The organism is Sporosarcina sp. FSL K6-6792 (genome assembly GCF_038004885.1).
Taxonomy (GTDB): domain Bacteria; phylum Bacillota; class Bacilli; order Bacillales_A; family Planococcaceae; genus Sporosarcina; species Sporosarcina psychrophila.
This window is the reverse complement of sequence record NZ_JBBOSA010000001.1, coordinates 1,507,546-1,521,636: the sequence shown is the minus strand read 5'-3', so window position 1 is coordinate 1,521,636 and position 14,091 is coordinate 1,507,546. Positions and strand designations below refer to the sequence as shown.

Annotated in this window: 12 protein-coding genes and 1 riboswitch; of the genes, 8 read left to right on the top strand and 4 right to left on the bottom strand. The window is 40.0% G+C overall.

Annotation, left to right across the window (positions count from 1 at the left end):
• Positions 1 to 113: 113 nt before the first annotated feature.
• Entirely contained in the window at positions 114 to 1,715 is a 1,602-nt protein-coding gene (locus MKZ26_RS07210; protein WP_340765386.1) for a BCCT family transporter, read from the top strand.
• Positions 1,716 to 1,788: 73 nt separating this feature from the next.
• Here MKZ26_RS07210 and MKZ26_RS07205 read toward each other — a convergent pair whose 3' ends face one another.
• A complete protein-coding gene (locus MKZ26_RS07205; RefSeq protein WP_340765385.1) occupies positions 1,789 to 2,214 on the bottom strand; it encodes a protein-tyrosine phosphatase family protein in 426 nt (141 codons plus the stop codon).
• 36 nt (positions 2,215 to 2,250) lie between these two features.
• Positions 2,251 to 2,958, bottom strand: a complete 708-nt coding sequence (locus MKZ26_RS07200) for a metallophosphoesterase family protein (RefSeq protein ID WP_340765383.1) — start codon at positions 2,956 to 2,958, stop codon at positions 2,251 to 2,253.
• Between the two features lie 952 nt (positions 2,959 to 3,910).
• Here MKZ26_RS07200 and MKZ26_RS07195 point away from each other — a divergent pair.
• A complete protein-coding gene (locus MKZ26_RS07195) occupies positions 3,911 to 4,474 on the top strand; it encodes a hypothetical protein (RefSeq protein WP_340765380.1) in 564 nt (187 codons plus the stop codon).
• Positions 4,475 to 4,698: 224 nt separating this feature from the next.
• Here the strand turns inward: MKZ26_RS07195 and MKZ26_RS07190 are convergent, their stop codons facing one another.
• On the bottom strand, positions 4,699 to 5,310 hold the full coding sequence (locus MKZ26_RS07190) for a DUF3298 and DUF4163 domain-containing protein (protein ID WP_340765378.1): 612 nt from the start codon (positions 5,308 to 5,310) through the stop codon (positions 4,699 to 4,701).
• 312 nt (positions 5,311 to 5,622) lie between these two features.
• Here MKZ26_RS07190 and MKZ26_RS07185 point away from each other — a divergent pair, with 312 nt between their 5' ends.
• Entirely contained in the window at positions 5,623 to 6,054 is a 432-nt protein-coding gene (locus tag MKZ26_RS07185; protein ID WP_231885788.1) for a YkvA family protein, read from the top strand.
• A gap of 63 nt (positions 6,055 to 6,117) precedes the next feature.
• Here MKZ26_RS07185 and MKZ26_RS07180 read toward each other — a convergent pair whose 3' ends face one another.
• Positions 6,118 to 6,978 carry an SAM hydrolase/SAM-dependent halogenase family protein gene (locus MKZ26_RS07180; protein WP_067207381.1) on the bottom strand — a complete coding sequence of 287 codons (861 nt, stop codon included), beginning with the start codon at positions 6,976 to 6,978 and terminating at the stop codon, positions 6,118 to 6,120.
• A 409-nt stretch (positions 6,979 to 7,387) separates the two neighbouring features.
• On the opposite strand from MKZ26_RS07180, the gene MKZ26_RS07175 reads away from it, so the two are divergent.
• The 5 genes from MKZ26_RS07175 (at position 7,388) to prpB (ending at position 14,001) form a co-directional block, all read left to right on the top strand.
• The gene (locus MKZ26_RS07175; protein ID WP_067207386.1) at positions 7,388 to 7,762 is read left to right on the top strand and encodes a nucleotide excision repair endonuclease; all 375 of its coding nucleotides are present in this window, start codon (positions 7,388 to 7,390) and stop codon (positions 7,760 to 7,762) included.
• Positions 7,763 to 7,871: 109 nt separating this feature from the next.
• Positions 7,872 to 9,134 carry a hypothetical protein gene (locus MKZ26_RS07170; protein WP_340765375.1) on the top strand — a complete coding sequence of 421 codons (1,263 nt, stop codon included), beginning with the start codon at positions 7,872 to 7,874 and terminating at the stop codon, positions 9,132 to 9,134.
• A gap of 851 nt (positions 9,135 to 9,985) precedes the next feature.
• Positions 9,986 to 10,184, top strand: a riboswitch (cobalamin riboswitch).
• A gap of 240 nt (positions 10,185 to 10,424) precedes the next feature.
• On the top strand, positions 10,425 to 11,555 hold the full coding sequence (gene mmgD / locus MKZ26_RS07165; RefSeq protein ID WP_340765373.1) for a citrate synthase: 1,131 nt from the start codon (positions 10,425 to 10,427) through the stop codon (positions 11,553 to 11,555).
• An 82-nt stretch (positions 11,556 to 11,637) separates the two neighbouring features.
• Positions 11,638 to 13,074, top strand: a complete 1,437-nt coding sequence (locus MKZ26_RS07160; protein WP_340765372.1) for a bifunctional 2-methylcitrate dehydratase/aconitate hydratase — start codon at positions 11,638 to 11,640, stop codon at positions 13,072 to 13,074.
• A gap of 18 nt (positions 13,075 to 13,092) precedes the next feature.
• Positions 13,093 to 14,001, top strand: a complete 909-nt coding sequence (prpB, locus tag MKZ26_RS07155; protein ID WP_340765370.1) for a methylisocitrate lyase — start codon at positions 13,093 to 13,095, stop codon at positions 13,999 to 14,001.
• Positions 14,002 to 14,091: the final 90 nt, after the last annotated feature.

Here is a 14,091-nt window from a genome sequence, read left to right as displayed (position 1 = left end):
ACAAGGGAAGGGCACTTATTACTTTTTATAAAATTTAAGTGTTCATTTGCGATTTAATTGGAAGTAGTTTAGGGTATATAGTTATTAACTAATTTAATAGGGGTCGGTTTTCTTTGGATAGGAAGTTTTGGAGAAATCCGGTATTCTCAATTTCAGCAACAGTTATCTTTTTTCTTGTAGTTGCGGGGGCGGTATTACCGGAAAAGTTTGGAAATGTAGCAGATAAATTATACGACTTTACAACAGTGAATTTTGGCTGGTTCTACTTGCTGGTTGTTTTCATCATAGTGATATTTTTAGCTGGTCTGGCGATCAGTAAGTATGGAGCAATCAGGATTGGCGGCGATGAAGAACGGCCGGATTATCCGTTTTTCACATGGATTGGGATGTTATTTTCGGCTGGTTTCGGAGTAGGGCTCGTTTTTTGGGGTGTAGCGGAACCGATGAGCCACTATTTCACTTCACCGATTGGAGGCATAGAACCGCATTCAGAACAAGCAGCACGGGTTGCAATGGGTTACTCATTTTTCCACTGGGGTATTTCTCAATGGGCTATCTTCGGTATTGTTGGCTTGGTTATCGGGTTTTTACAATTTCGAAAGAAAAAAGATGGTCTCATTTCCACAGCTTTGGAGCCGTTGCTAGGATCGAATAAAAAGTTGAAGATAGGTATTGATTCTTTTGCAGTCATTGCTACAGTCATGGGGATTGCCACTTCGCTTGGGCTCGGTATTTTGCAGATGGCTGGTGGTCTGGAATCTGTATTTAACATTAAAAGTACATTCAGCATACAGTTAATTATTATAATTATCGTTTTTATTTGCTACATGCTGTCGGCAGCTTCAGGGTTGAATAAAGGAATCCGTTATTTAGGGAACTTTAACTTAGGAATGGCAATAGCGATGCTTGTGTTCTTTTTCATCGTGGGTCCAAAGGTATTCATCCTTGAAACCTTTACACTGGCAATCGGTGATTACATAACGAATTTCATCCAATACAGTTTGCGTTTACAGCCTTATCAAGGTGGGACATGGGTCCGGGATTGGACGATATTCTATTGGGCGTGGACAATCGCATGGTCACCTTTTGTTGGGGCGTTCGTTGCACGTGTATCCAAAGGTAGAACGATTCGAGAATTCATCATCGGGGTAATGGTCATTCCGCCGGTGTTTGCATGCATGTGGATTGCAACATTGGGCGGGACAGCACTTTATAGTGATTTGAACAACGGTACAAAGATAGCGGAAGCTGTTAACGCTGATGTCACTTCTGCAATTTTCGAGACGTTTAGACATATGCCATTCACTGGACTCATGTCCGCTTTGGCAATCTTATTGATTTTTACATTCTTGGTGACATCTGCGGATTCGGCAACGTACATCCTGGCGAGTATGACAACGAAGGGGAGTATGATGCCACCTTTGATTGTGAAAATGGTTTGGGGAATCCTAATGTCAGCGATAGCGGCAGTGCTGTTATATGCCGGCGGTTTGGATGCATTGCAATCTGCTTCACTTATTGCTGCATTGCCGTTCACGGTTCTTCTCCTTTTACTTGTAATCGGAATGGGCAAATTGTTGAAGAAAGAACCAATTACGGTCAGACCGGCCGACATAAGAAGTTTTGAGAGGATTGAACGTGCAGTGAAGAAGAAAGCTGAGAAGGAAAAATCAATTATGCCTTCATCCAAAAGAAGGAATCAGCAGAAGAAGTGAATTAAAATAACACAAAAATGCCTGCCCTATCACATTTTAGGATCAGGCATTTTTTGTGATTTTTATCATATAATTACTTCTCGTAAATTCTTTTGAGTGCATCTTTAAATTGGGGCTTAATATTAATAGCCGGTTTGATTTCTTTCGCTTTCTGTTCGGCTTCATCCACGGAATCCGCTAGCCCCAATTCCAATAATGTAGCAGTGGCAATGGTTCCTGCTCTACCCCGACCGGTATTACAGTGAAAATACACATTTTTTCCAGCCTTATATGCATCAGTTATTTCTTTTACAGCAGCCTGAATGGACACGTCTTGTTGCTCGGCATCGTCAACAATAGGCTGATGTACACTTTTATTACTTGAAAGTGGAACTTTTACTTCTGCACGTAAATCAAAGATAATATCAATTTTTTCATGCGCAAGAAGATCATCAATTGCATCTACGCCACCTATGAAAATTCGATTTGAGATTAGTTCTTCATACTTTTTGATTGTCATGGAGGATCTCCTTAGTATGTATTTGTAATCAGTATATCATTTAACGTAATGAACTTTTCGTTTCGGTAATTCTAAGCAATTTAATTGCCCGCCGTAGACAGCTCCACCATCGATACCAATAATCCGGTTATCTCCGAAGTAAATAGTATGATTTTCCGCATCCTCATGAAAAATTTTAGTTGGCGTATGACCGAAGACGACTGTCCTGTCTCCATCATAACCTGTGTGGAACTCTTCGCGGATCCACATCAATATATAGGGATCTGTTTCAGCAATTGATTGTGTAGGGTGAACGCCTGCATGGACGAAAACATAATCATCGCGTTCGATAATGTGATCCAGGTTTTGAATGAATTCAAGGTGTTTGTCCAATATTTTGGAATTCAATACAGGTTTAACAAATACCTCTGCATCTGGCATCATAAACTCACTTTCGTTGAGACCGTAACTTTCTAAGGTTTTGCTACCGCCACATCGATTGATCCAATGTTTCCAAGCTCGTTCCTCGTTTGTAGTCAAGGCTTTGATCATCAAGTCTTCATGATTTCCTTTTAGGACAAGGGCTCCTTCTGATTTCAGCTCGATAACCTTATCAAGTACCTTTCTCGAGTTTGGCCCACGGTCTACATAATCACCTAACAGAATGAGTTGATCGTGATTAGAATCGTACTCCACATCGGATAATAAACGTTCAAACATTTCTAATTCTCCATGAATATCACTCATTACAAGTGTGCGTTTCATTCTTCTTCATCCTTTCGGAAATGCTTTATATTACTCAAACCTATCAAGTTTGTTGATTAACCATATTATTACATATGGAACAAGAGTCTACAGTCGACTTGTACATTTTTGGCTCTTTTTGGCCGAAATAATAGCCACACCTTTACCACGGGTCAATTATATCTTGAAATTATTTGGAAACTATCGTCCATTCCACCGCTTTAGTTACAGTATGACGCTATATAGAAAGTGTAACTGGCTTACATCAGAAAAGGAAATGCTATAAAGAAGGGGCAGACAAAATTGCTCCTTTATGGAGAGGAAAGTGGTTATTCACTCCTTCCCAATTGGTTTAGAGCTTAGTGTAACTGTCACTTTTAGGAGCGACGGGCGGTGTCGACTACCCTACGCAACAAGAATTGCCTATAGCGGTGCAGTAGTCGGTCGAACCAAAGCGATTTAAAAGCATCTGTACATAAGGCATCTGGGGTTTAATCATAAAATTAATTAGTCATTATTGGATAACTTGGGTTACTCAACGCATGTGCATACTTAAATTGATAATACGGTAATGTAAATGCGACATTATTGATAATAAAGATTCTTGTGTTCTAATTTTATTTTAAAGTAAATGTTTTTATGTATTTAGTGATTTTGGCTGAATGGTTTGATGAAGAACTTTATTTCCGGGGAAATATTTTGTAGTTGCTATAAATAGTAATAATAATCATATATATCATTAGTTCTAGAGTTTATTCATCCGAGAACAATGAGTAAATACTTATTTCTCGGTTAATGAAGGGGAACAAAAAATGATTTTCTATTTGATTTGATTAAAAAGTAAAACTATATAACTAATATATGAGAGAGGTATCGGTGGTTAAATGTATTGGAGTTGGTTTTTGACCTGATTAGATAAGTTGTAACTTTGCCACCAGCAAAACGGACTAATAAGAATACGAGGAGGGTTTTTATGAAAAAGAAATTTGGTTTGTTTCCGTTACTATGTTTAGTCCTACTACTTACACTTTTTTTGAAACCTGTACCTGTGGCTGCTTGCTCATGTGTAATGAAGCCTTCAGTAGATAAAGGATATGCACGTTCGCAAGCAGTTTTCAGCGGAGAAGTTATCGGAATAAAGGACAATAACGGGCTGTTAGGCAGGCGTGGGAAAACGGTCCTATTTAATGTGAAAGAAACATGGAAGGGAATTAATGAAACGGAAGTTGCTATTGCGACAGGGAGTAGTGATGGAGATTGCGGCATAGCATTTGTCGTTGGCGAAGAATATTTGGTATATGCTAGGCTATCTGATATGTACGGGGATGAATCGCTTACGAGTATAATTTGCGATCCAACGACAGAGCTTGGAAATGCTGCTGAAGATATTGCTATTTTAGGCCAAGGCCAAGTTCCAACACAAGATGTTAAATCTGTTGATAATGGGAAATCAACCGTCTTAATTGGTGGTGGAGTTGTTTTTATAGCTGGATTGCTTGCGATTTTTGGGTGGTACCGGGTTAAGAGAAATAAATAAGAAATAAAACCAATTGCCGAAACAGAATCAAAGTTTCGGCAATTGGCTTTATTTTTGGTTTTCTTATGGATTTATCCCGCATTAACGGGCAGTAAGACCCCCACTTCAAGTATTCAAGGACACAAGAAGAATAAGTGGGGGATCAACTGCCCGTAAAAGCCCGAATGGTTAAACTAACAATCAGTGGGGGGAAGAACCCCCCGTCTGATTGAAGATTAACTTTATTAAGTGAATGCCATCATCCGGTCAAGTGGACCATCGGGTTTTATTATATCGGCTAGATCTAGAATTGGAATCGGGAAGTAGGGGAAGCCCCAATAGTATGGCGTGATTTCATAAAGCTGGAAATAAATAACGAGAGAAGTGTCAGCGATATAGAAATCCTGGTCACTACGGATTCCTTTGAATGGTTCAAGCAACTCAATATTCCAGTCTTTGATCCGCTGATTTATGATATCCGACAGTTTTTTCTCGTAGTTGCTACCCTTTTTGAATAAATCCTTCAAATCGTATTGTTTACCGGTTTTTGTATCAAAGGTCAGTGATTTAACGATAGTCATCCCATGTGCACCGCCTGTAAACGAATAGACGATGAGATTCAGACTAAGGATACCGCGTTGATTGTTCTTTAACTCGTAGTTGGCAAGTAATTCCACGAGGTCTTTCTCGTAAAAACTTTGTTCGACTAGTATTTTGTTCAGAGTGGTTATGATGGCATGGTTAATAGTACTTTGCGCATTGGGATTTGGTAATTGGGTAACAACAGGGTAATATACTTTAACATCCTTTGAGGCGTGAGGCAGTCTTTTTGTTGCAATTGATACTGGTAAATCCACTGGATACGTCCTTTCCTTCTCAATAGAGTAGTACATCATATGTTCAATTGAGTTAGGAAAGTCGAAATAATGGCTTGTAAGAATAAAACAATACCTTTTTTAATTCGGAAGTTGTACCATACATATATTGAAATAATGAAGTTTATTGAATCCGCTGTGGCGATAGAAGGTCCCTTGAAAGTCGCCTTCGCTGTTTATTCATATATCCAACTTATATAGAAACTACGGGTGGGATCCTGGAGCTATAGAATGACACATAGCGTCGTTCCGTGTAGAATTAATGTAACGAGCAGCGATTGAGGAGGTTTCAATATGATGAAAAAACAAAAAGAGTACGAAAATAAATTGAAGAACTTTGATCCGGAGTCCAGTATGCCGGAAACAGAAAACCATTATTCAGACGAAAAGTTTTGGGGAAAAATGATGAAATACGGGAAACTGGCGGGGAAGACAACAGTCTATTATAGCTTGCTTCTTTTCTACGTTGCAAAAAGTCCTGAGGTTCCCAAATCGACAAAGATGATTATTGTCGGTGCACTCAGCTATCTGATTTTCCCGATCGATCTCATTCCAGATTTCATACCAGTAGTCGGACTGGTTGATGATGCCGGGGTCATAGCCGCAGCCGTATTTAAAGTGATTTCTTATATTGATGAAGATATAAAAAATAAAGCAAAAGTGAAAATGAATACACTACTTGGTTTTAAATTCAATGATGAAGAAATAGACAAACGATTATTATAATGGAAAGAGCTAACAAGGAAATGAAAAATTCCGAGTTAGCTCTTTTTGTTTGAATTTCTGCTGTTATTCATACACAATTCTTGGGGCCTTACGAATAATAATCTCCCAGTTTGTTCCGGTACCAATACGATAGGCATCTGCAAAAGATCCTTGATTGATAGCAATGCCGATATTGTCGAGGGAGTTCACATAAACGAGTGGCTCACCAATATGCAAGTCTGCAAATGATCGGCCGAACGTCATGATGTTGTTGTAGATTGTACGGCCATCTGTCGTAATCGATACTTCTATTGAATCGCCATACTGTTCTACGATTTCCTTGAATTGTTCTCGGCTTATATTGGTCCAGAGATTGCCGAAGGGACGGTCGATAATATCTACTATTCCTGTAATTGTTTCATCCACAATGGTGGACAATTTCAATGGTAGTGCAATAATAGTTGATGGATTAACTGATGCACCAATTTCTTCAAATTGGATAATTCCAGCAGCTAGCCGCGCACCCGTGTAAGCGAATATATCGCGTCCGTGGAAGGTATGCGATTCACCTGAATTTGGAAGCCGGTTTTTTGATTCATCGATTTCCCGGATCTCCGTTATTTTGATGAATTGCAACACATGCGTTAATGTCCCGTTATCCGGCGTAATAATATAGTGATTATCCGCAGTCTTCGCAACGATCGCACGACGGTTCGATCCAACTCCTGGGTCGACAATTGATACGAAGACCGTTTCACTTGGCCAATAACCGATCGATTGTAATAACCGATAGGAAGCTTCCCAAATATTGTATTGAGGAATTTGATGTGTGATTTCAAAAATTGGGATTCCGCGTTGAACGGAGTTTGCTACGCCATGCATCGCACTCACTGCACCATCACTTTTGCCGAAATCGGATTGAAAAACTAATAAACCTGTTGTCATTACAAATCCACTCCTCATCCCTATAGTTTATGAAAGTGAGAAACAAAAAAATCCCGCTCAAATCAATCGTTAACCGATTGAAAAGGACGGAATTCATCACTTTACTTTTCTCTTCAATGCTCGTATGTATTATTGAATAATTTACACGATTATGAATCAAAAGTCAACAATGCTGCATGATAAGGTTCTATAAAAATGCCTGTCACTACTACGAATCAATAGTGTAGTGTGACTAGTATCTTCCTGTTATTTCCGAAATGTTGTCCGATTTTAAAGAAAATGAACAATCAGAGCAATTAGTAAGGGAAATATAGTTGTTTTGAATTGATTTGAATGACACCATTCTTCGCTTTTTGGGCTGTTTTATGTTAGAATTTAAGTTCATAACAGAAGAGGACGTGACGTTTAATTGATCACAATTACTATACCAAATCCGGATGTAACAATTGTACAACGTAAACAAGAAATGGGTGCCGATGTTGCGCCGATAAAACCAATTTATGGATTTATTGATTTACATGAAATTCCACGTGATAAAGGCGGCATCATTTTGTTTTATAATAACAAAGATGAATTGCTGTTTGCTGGGAAAGCACGTAAACTGCGCCAACGTGTTAAAAAGCATTTTGAAGACACGGTCTCTCCAATCAAAAATCATCGTAACGAAGTGCATGAAATTGCGATTATCGTTGTCGAAGACCCGATGGAACGCGAAATTTATGAAACGTATATCATTAATACACAACGTGCGAAATATAATCTTGATAAAGTATTTTTTGAGTGAACAACAGAGCTGACTGCCATGTGCAATCAGCTTTTATTTTTGACCATTTATGTTGAACAACACGAATGAAGTTCTTTATTTCAATAATACATAGGAAAAGGGTGGGAACATGGACAAGAGACTACAAAAGATTGTCGATGAAGCGCAAGAAAAGTTTGGTTTAGATGCTTACCGAATGGCAAGACATTCGATTTATAAAGAACGAGATACTATGGGGGATGCTTACTATACGTTTACTATGGAGTGGTTTCCTAAAGAGTTAAACGAGCCAATCGAAGAAGGTTATAATCCCGAGGGAACAGCGATTGTTGAATATGCAATTCAAAAGCAACACTTTAGTAATGTGTCATTCGTACAAGGTGAATCATTTTCTACAAAAACGCACTTTCCGGATAAAGCCGCTGCTGAAGTCGCTGCATGGCTTGAAAAGGAAACTGGATTGGTGTACGAACAGGATTTCAAACTAACGCAAGCGAATGCAAATGGGTTTCAATTTACATCAGACATCGATGGTATCTATTTTTCTCCGAGCTGTATAATTGAAGTTGAATTTGATGATGTTGGCAAGCTGACTTCTTATCATTCATACGGAACGATGCCTTCGCGAAATCTCGTTGAGCAGTCAAAATTCACGTTAACACTTGAAGAAATTGAACCAATCGTCAAAAAACAGCTTCAACTTATAAAGTTTCCATCTGAAACTGAAAAACGTTTTGTTCCCGTCTATGCAATGGAAGAAGTGTACGTAACGGTTGACGGGGCCCGAATCATCCCATTTATGGAACATGAGCGTTCAGAAGTTAAAATTGATGAAGTAATCGAATGGAATAAACCGTTAGAACAAAATATTGATCGTGAAGAAATCACAATTGTTTCCGAAGCAAACGTAGAAGAAGCATTCGGTAACGTCGACGCAGGTAAAAAACTGACGTTGTCGGCTGATCAAATTGAACGTAGTAAAAAAGTTGTTCGGGATGTACTACGAGCTGAATATCCTGATGAATCAGGGAAGTGGAAGCTGTCCCAACTTCGTTGTCAAGAGAATTTTATCGAAGCGCATTGTGAAATAAATGAAGAAAACCCAATGATTTTTAATCGAAAAGTAGTTGTTTTCATGAATCCGGAAACGATGAAGGTGCTGAATTATCTTGATAATGGCTCGATGTTTGAGATTTTTGAAGCCTTTCTGCCTGCCGCAAACGCGGTCGTAACACCTGAAGAAGCATTTGAGAAAATGATACCCTATATTACGCTTGATCCGACTTATGTATATGACGAGTTCGCAGGTAAGTATATTCTTTGCGGCTTGTTGGATGCGGCGGAATGTGTTGATGCGGTGACAGGGGAAATTGTCGATTTAGGAGATATATAGGTTCAGTTAATTAATTATATATGTTGAACAAATGAATACGGCGTATGCGCTTTACAAGGGCTTTTGGGAGGTCACTGAAAAAGCATTAGCACTTGGAATGGTTTAGGATTCCCACTAATACCGCTTTGACGCTTTGTGGATGCCTCCCGCGATAAGCCAGAAAGAAGACCTCTTTCAGTCTTATCGCTCCGGCTACCACGAAGACGCGCCTTCGCTAGATGGTCTATGTGAGAAAGAGCTTTTCATTATCTGTGATGCAATTTGTAAGTTGGAGCACGTCTTTCTTGACTATAAGTAGTATCAACTAGTAATCACCTTATAATCTCAGCATATACATCTCGAAATTACATTTCTCTCGATAATGAACACCCTAGTGCACGCGCGGCAAAGGGGTCGCCAAAGCGCCAAGCGCTCTACAATCCACACCCCGAATTAAGAGAAAACTGAAAAAGTTCTTTTTTATAATAAGAACTAGTTGATTGTAGTGAAGAGCGGCGACTCCGCCGTGCCCGCGGAAAGCGTCCGCTCGGAACGGAAATCAACGGGATTGAAGGGAATTGTACTTTTTCAGTGCCCTGGCTTATGGCGGGAGGCATCCCCTAGCGCCGTAGCGATTCAATGGAATTCTTTAATTCAACATATATAGTGTGTAAATGGGGATTGGATACACGTTTCCCATTTATGTAATAGTAATGATAAGTGACGATAAATGAAAAGAGTATCCAATTATTGTTTACGCATTCTTGAAGTCGGTATACTTAATGCCTCTCTGCAACAATAGAAATTAGATATGAATAAAGAATTGGAATATTTAAAAGTTTGTGTTATAGTCAAGGGGATATTTCGATAATTGAATATGTGTAAAAATAGGTGCGGATTAATACTGATGTATTGGTCTGCTTAAAAGGGAAGTTCGGTGAGAATCCGACGCTGTCCCGCAACTGTAAATGGGAGCGATTTCGTTTAAACCACTGCTTTTTATAAAAAAGTGGGAAGGTACGAATAGCAATGATCATTAGCCAGGAGACCTGCCTCTTTTTATAACACATGTTGACCTACGAGGATAGGGGGTGTTAAGGACGCGCGGATGAGCTATGCCTATTTTTAACAGGCAGCTTTCTTTTAGTTGGGATTCTGGCGCTCTTTAACAACTTCTCTTATGAAGTTGTTTTTTTTATGGTCAGAAATAAGGGGAAGCGCTGCGAACAGCTACAAATAGGATAATTTTTGGTGAAGTGAAAGCGTTTACAAATCTCAGAGTCATAACCATTCAGATTGGGGGAAAATAGTATGACGAATACACTTACATTTTTACCAGGACTTGAAGGCGTGATTGCCACTGAAACATCCATTTCGCTGCTCGATACGGAATTGGGTCAGATTATTATCAAAGGATACGATTTAATCGAGCTTTCAAAAACCAAAGGGTATCTTGATATTGTCCACTTGCTAATGGAAAATACCTTGCCGTCTGATACTGAAAAAGCAGGTGTGGCAGATAAATTGAAAAAAGAGCATGGTGTGCCAGAAGGTGTCACAAAGGTTTTGCAAGCATTGCCTAAAGAGACACATCCAATGGACGCATTGCGAACTGGGATATCTGTTTTAGCGGGCTATGATAAGGAAATTGATCAGCACACTCTAGCTATCAATAAAAAAAGAGCTTACGAGTTACTTGGCAAAATTCCGGAAATAATTGCGAACAGCTTTCACATATTACAGGAAGAGGAACAAATCCTCCCGTTGAAAGAATTGTCATACAGTGCTAATTTCCTTTATATGATCACAGGGAGGAAACCGACAGAGTTGGAAGAATCTATTTTTGACCAGTCGCTACTACTTTATAGCGAGCACGAAATGCCAAATTCCACCTTCACCGCAAGGGTAATTGCCTCGACGTTTTCGGATTTATATGGTGCATTGACTGGAGCGGTTGCTTCTTTAAAGGGCTATTTACATGGAGGAGCGAATGAAGCAGTCATGAATATGCTTTTAGAGGCCGGTTCTGTTGACGCATTTGAATTGTTATTAGAAAAGCGTTTACGTGATAAAGAGAAAATTATGGGGTTTGGTCATCGAGTCTATATGAAAAAGATGGATCCAAGGGCCTTGGTAATGAAGGATGCGTTAAAGGAGTTATGTGCGCTAAAGGGTGACGATCTCCTTTACCAAATGTGTGAGGCGGGAGAAACCATAATGGAAAGAGAGAAAGGACTTTATCCAAATCTAGATTATTACGCGGCACCGGTATATTGGATGCTGGGCATTCCAATCCCATTATACACACCAATCTTTTTTGGCTCGAGAACAGTAGGATTGTGTGCGCATGTTATTGAACAACATGAAAATAATCGTTTATACCGTCCAAGGGTTCATTATATAGGCGAACGACACAGCAATCATTCAACTGGGGAGTTGTAACTGGCCGTTCACCACAACAGCGATACACTAGGCATCACTTAGTACTATTCTAAACAAATTGAAAGCGGAAAGGAAGAGTTAGATGTTGAAATTGAAAGAACAAATGACAATGGATACACTGATAGAGGAAATTACGGACTATGTTTTAAATAAAGAAATTACAAGCGAGGAAGCATATAAGACAGCACATAATGTGTTAATAGATACAATCGGGTGTGGAATATTGGCATTAAGCTATCCGGAGTGTACGAAATTACTAGGACCTGTAGTACCGGGTACTATTGTTCCAAATGGCAGTCGTGTACCTGGTACATCGTATGTACTGGACCCGGTCCAAGGCGCATTTAATATTGGCTGCATGATACGATGGCTCGATTATAATGACACATGGTTAGCTGCTGAGTGGGGTCATCCGTCCGATAATTTAGGTGGCATTTTAGCTACAGCGGATTATCTAAGCCGTTTACGTCTCTCGGAAGGAAAAAAACCACTTGTTGTACGTGATGTATTGGAAATGATGATTAAAGCACATGAAATCCAAGGCGTACTGGCATTAGATAATAGTTTGAACCGTGTTGGACTTGACCATGTTCATTTCGTCAAAATTGCTACAACTGCGGTCGTCACCAAAATGCTTGGCGGGGGACGTACAGAAATAAATAATGCGTTGACAAATGCCTGGATTGATGGCGCAAGCCTTAGAACGTATCGTCATGCACCTAATACCGGTTCACGAAAATCGTGGGCAGCAGGAGATGCAACGAGTAGGGGTGTACGACTGGGGATGATGGCAATGACAGGCGAAATGGGTTACCCGACAGCGCTATCCGCTCCGGAGTGGGGATTCCAAGATGTTTTATACAATCAAAAGGAATTAACACTGGCACGTCCTTTAGATTCTTATGTGATGGAGAATATACTGTTTAAAGTATCGTATCCAGCCGAGTTCCATGCGCAAACAGCGGCGGAATGTGCCATTATCCTGCATCAGGAGATAAAGGAGCGACTTGATGATATTGAAAAAATTACAATCACGACACATGAATCTGCTATTCGGATTATCGATAAAGTAGGTCCGCTTAACAACCCCGCTGACCGTGACCATTGCATCCAATACATTACGGCACTTGGTTTACTATATGGCGATGTTGTTGCAGATCATTATGAAGATGACGTGGCAAATGACTCACGAATCGATCAATTAAGAAATAAAATGATTGTCGTAGAGGACGAGCAGTATAGTAAAGATTATCTCGATCCGAGCAAGCGCTCGATCGCCAATGCTGTTCAAGTTACATTTAAAGACGGTTCCACAACAGAGAAAGTTGTAAGTGAGTATCCGCTTGGTCATCGCTTTAGAAGAGAGGAAGCTATTCCTCAAATACGCGAGAAATTTTCGGCTACATTGATGACTCATTACCCTGAAAAGAAGCGAACAGAAATAGAAGTGGCGTGCGAAAGCCAAAGTAAGTTAGAACAGATGAACGTCAAAGAATTTGTCGACTTATTTTTGCTTTAAGAGAGGAGGGAAATGACAATGGCATGGATTGTTGATCAACAATCATCACAAGAGACATTAGCTAAGAAATTCCATTCAATCATGCATGCATCAGGAATCGTTCAAATCCCTGGTGCGCATGATGCGATGGCAGGGCTTATTGCACGAGATGCCGGATTTTCTGCACTCTATTTATCGGGGGCCGCCTATACGGCTAGTCGTGGTTTACCAGACTTAGGGATTGTGACGTCAACTGAAGTTGCGGAGCGAGCAAGGGATATAGTGCGTGCTACCGATTTACCGCTGCTTGTTGATATCGATACAGGTTTTGGTGGTGTATTGAATGTAGCAAGGACAGCCCGTGAAATGGTAGAAGCGAATGTTGCAGCAGTACAATTAGAGGACCAACAGTTACCTAAGAAATGTGGCCATTTGAATGGCAAGAACTTGGTTTCTACTGAAGAAATGGTGCAGAAAATAGTAGTGTTGAAACAGGTTGCACCGACACTTCTTATTGTTGCGAGAACAGATGCGCGCGCAGTGGAAGGTTTAGAGCAAGCGATTGATAGAGCGAAGGCATATGTGGAAGCGGGTGCGGATGCTATTTTCCCGGAAGCTCTTCAATCAGAAGAGGAATTCAGACTGTTTGCCAAAGAGATTTCGGTTCCTTTGCTTGCAAATATGACTGAGTTTGGAAAAACACCCTATTATAGCGCCGATGAATTTGCTGAAATGGGTTTCCATATGGTGATTTACCCAGTCACATCATTAAGAGTTGCTGCCAAAGCCTATGAACGTGTTTTTGAGAAAATCATCAATGAGGGCTCACAAGAACAAGCACTTTCTGATATGCAAACGAGAAGTGAATTATACGTTACTATTTCTTATGATGAATTTGAAGCATTGGACGAGTCAATAGCGAAGACCGTATTAACAAAAGAGCAGTAATACTGAATAGCGGCGATGATTCGTTCTTTAAGGCATGGAGGTAAGGCCTGCTGGAGAATGGATCATCGCCTTTTCACATTATCAAAAGGT

Excerpts from the sequence above, each read along its gene's own strand:
- MKZ26_RS07205 (WP_340765385.1), bottom strand. The coding sequence starts at position 2,214 with ATGACAATCAAAAAGTATGAAGAACTAATCTCAAATCGAATTTTCATA.
- MKZ26_RS07200 (WP_340765383.1), bottom strand. The coding sequence starts at position 2,958 with ATGAAACGCACACTTGTAATGAGTGATATTCATGGAGAATTAGAAATG.
- MKZ26_RS07195 (WP_340765380.1), top strand. The coding sequence starts at position 3,911 with ATGAAAAAGAAATTTGGTTTGTTTCCGTTACTATGTTTAGTCCTACTA.
- MKZ26_RS07185 (WP_231885788.1), top strand. The coding sequence starts at position 5,623 with ATGATGAAAAAACAAAAAGAGTACGAAAATAAATTGAAGAACTTTGAT.
- MKZ26_RS07180 (WP_067207381.1), bottom strand. The coding sequence starts at position 6,978 with ATGACAACAGGTTTATTAGTTTTTCAATCCGATTTCGGCAAAAGTGAT.
- MKZ26_RS07170 (WP_340765375.1), top strand. The coding sequence starts at position 7,872 with ATGGACAAGAGACTACAAAAGATTGTCGATGAAGCGCAAGAAAAGTTT.
- mmgD (WP_340765373.1), top strand. The coding sequence starts at position 10,425 with ATGACGAATACACTTACATTTTTACCAGGACTTGAAGGCGTGATTGCC.
- MKZ26_RS07160 (WP_340765372.1), top strand. The coding sequence starts at position 11,638 with ATGTTGAAATTGAAAGAACAAATGACAATGGATACACTGATAGAGGAA.
- prpB (WP_340765370.1), top strand. The coding sequence starts at position 13,093 with ATGGCATGGATTGTTGATCAACAATCATCACAAGAGACATTAGCTAAG.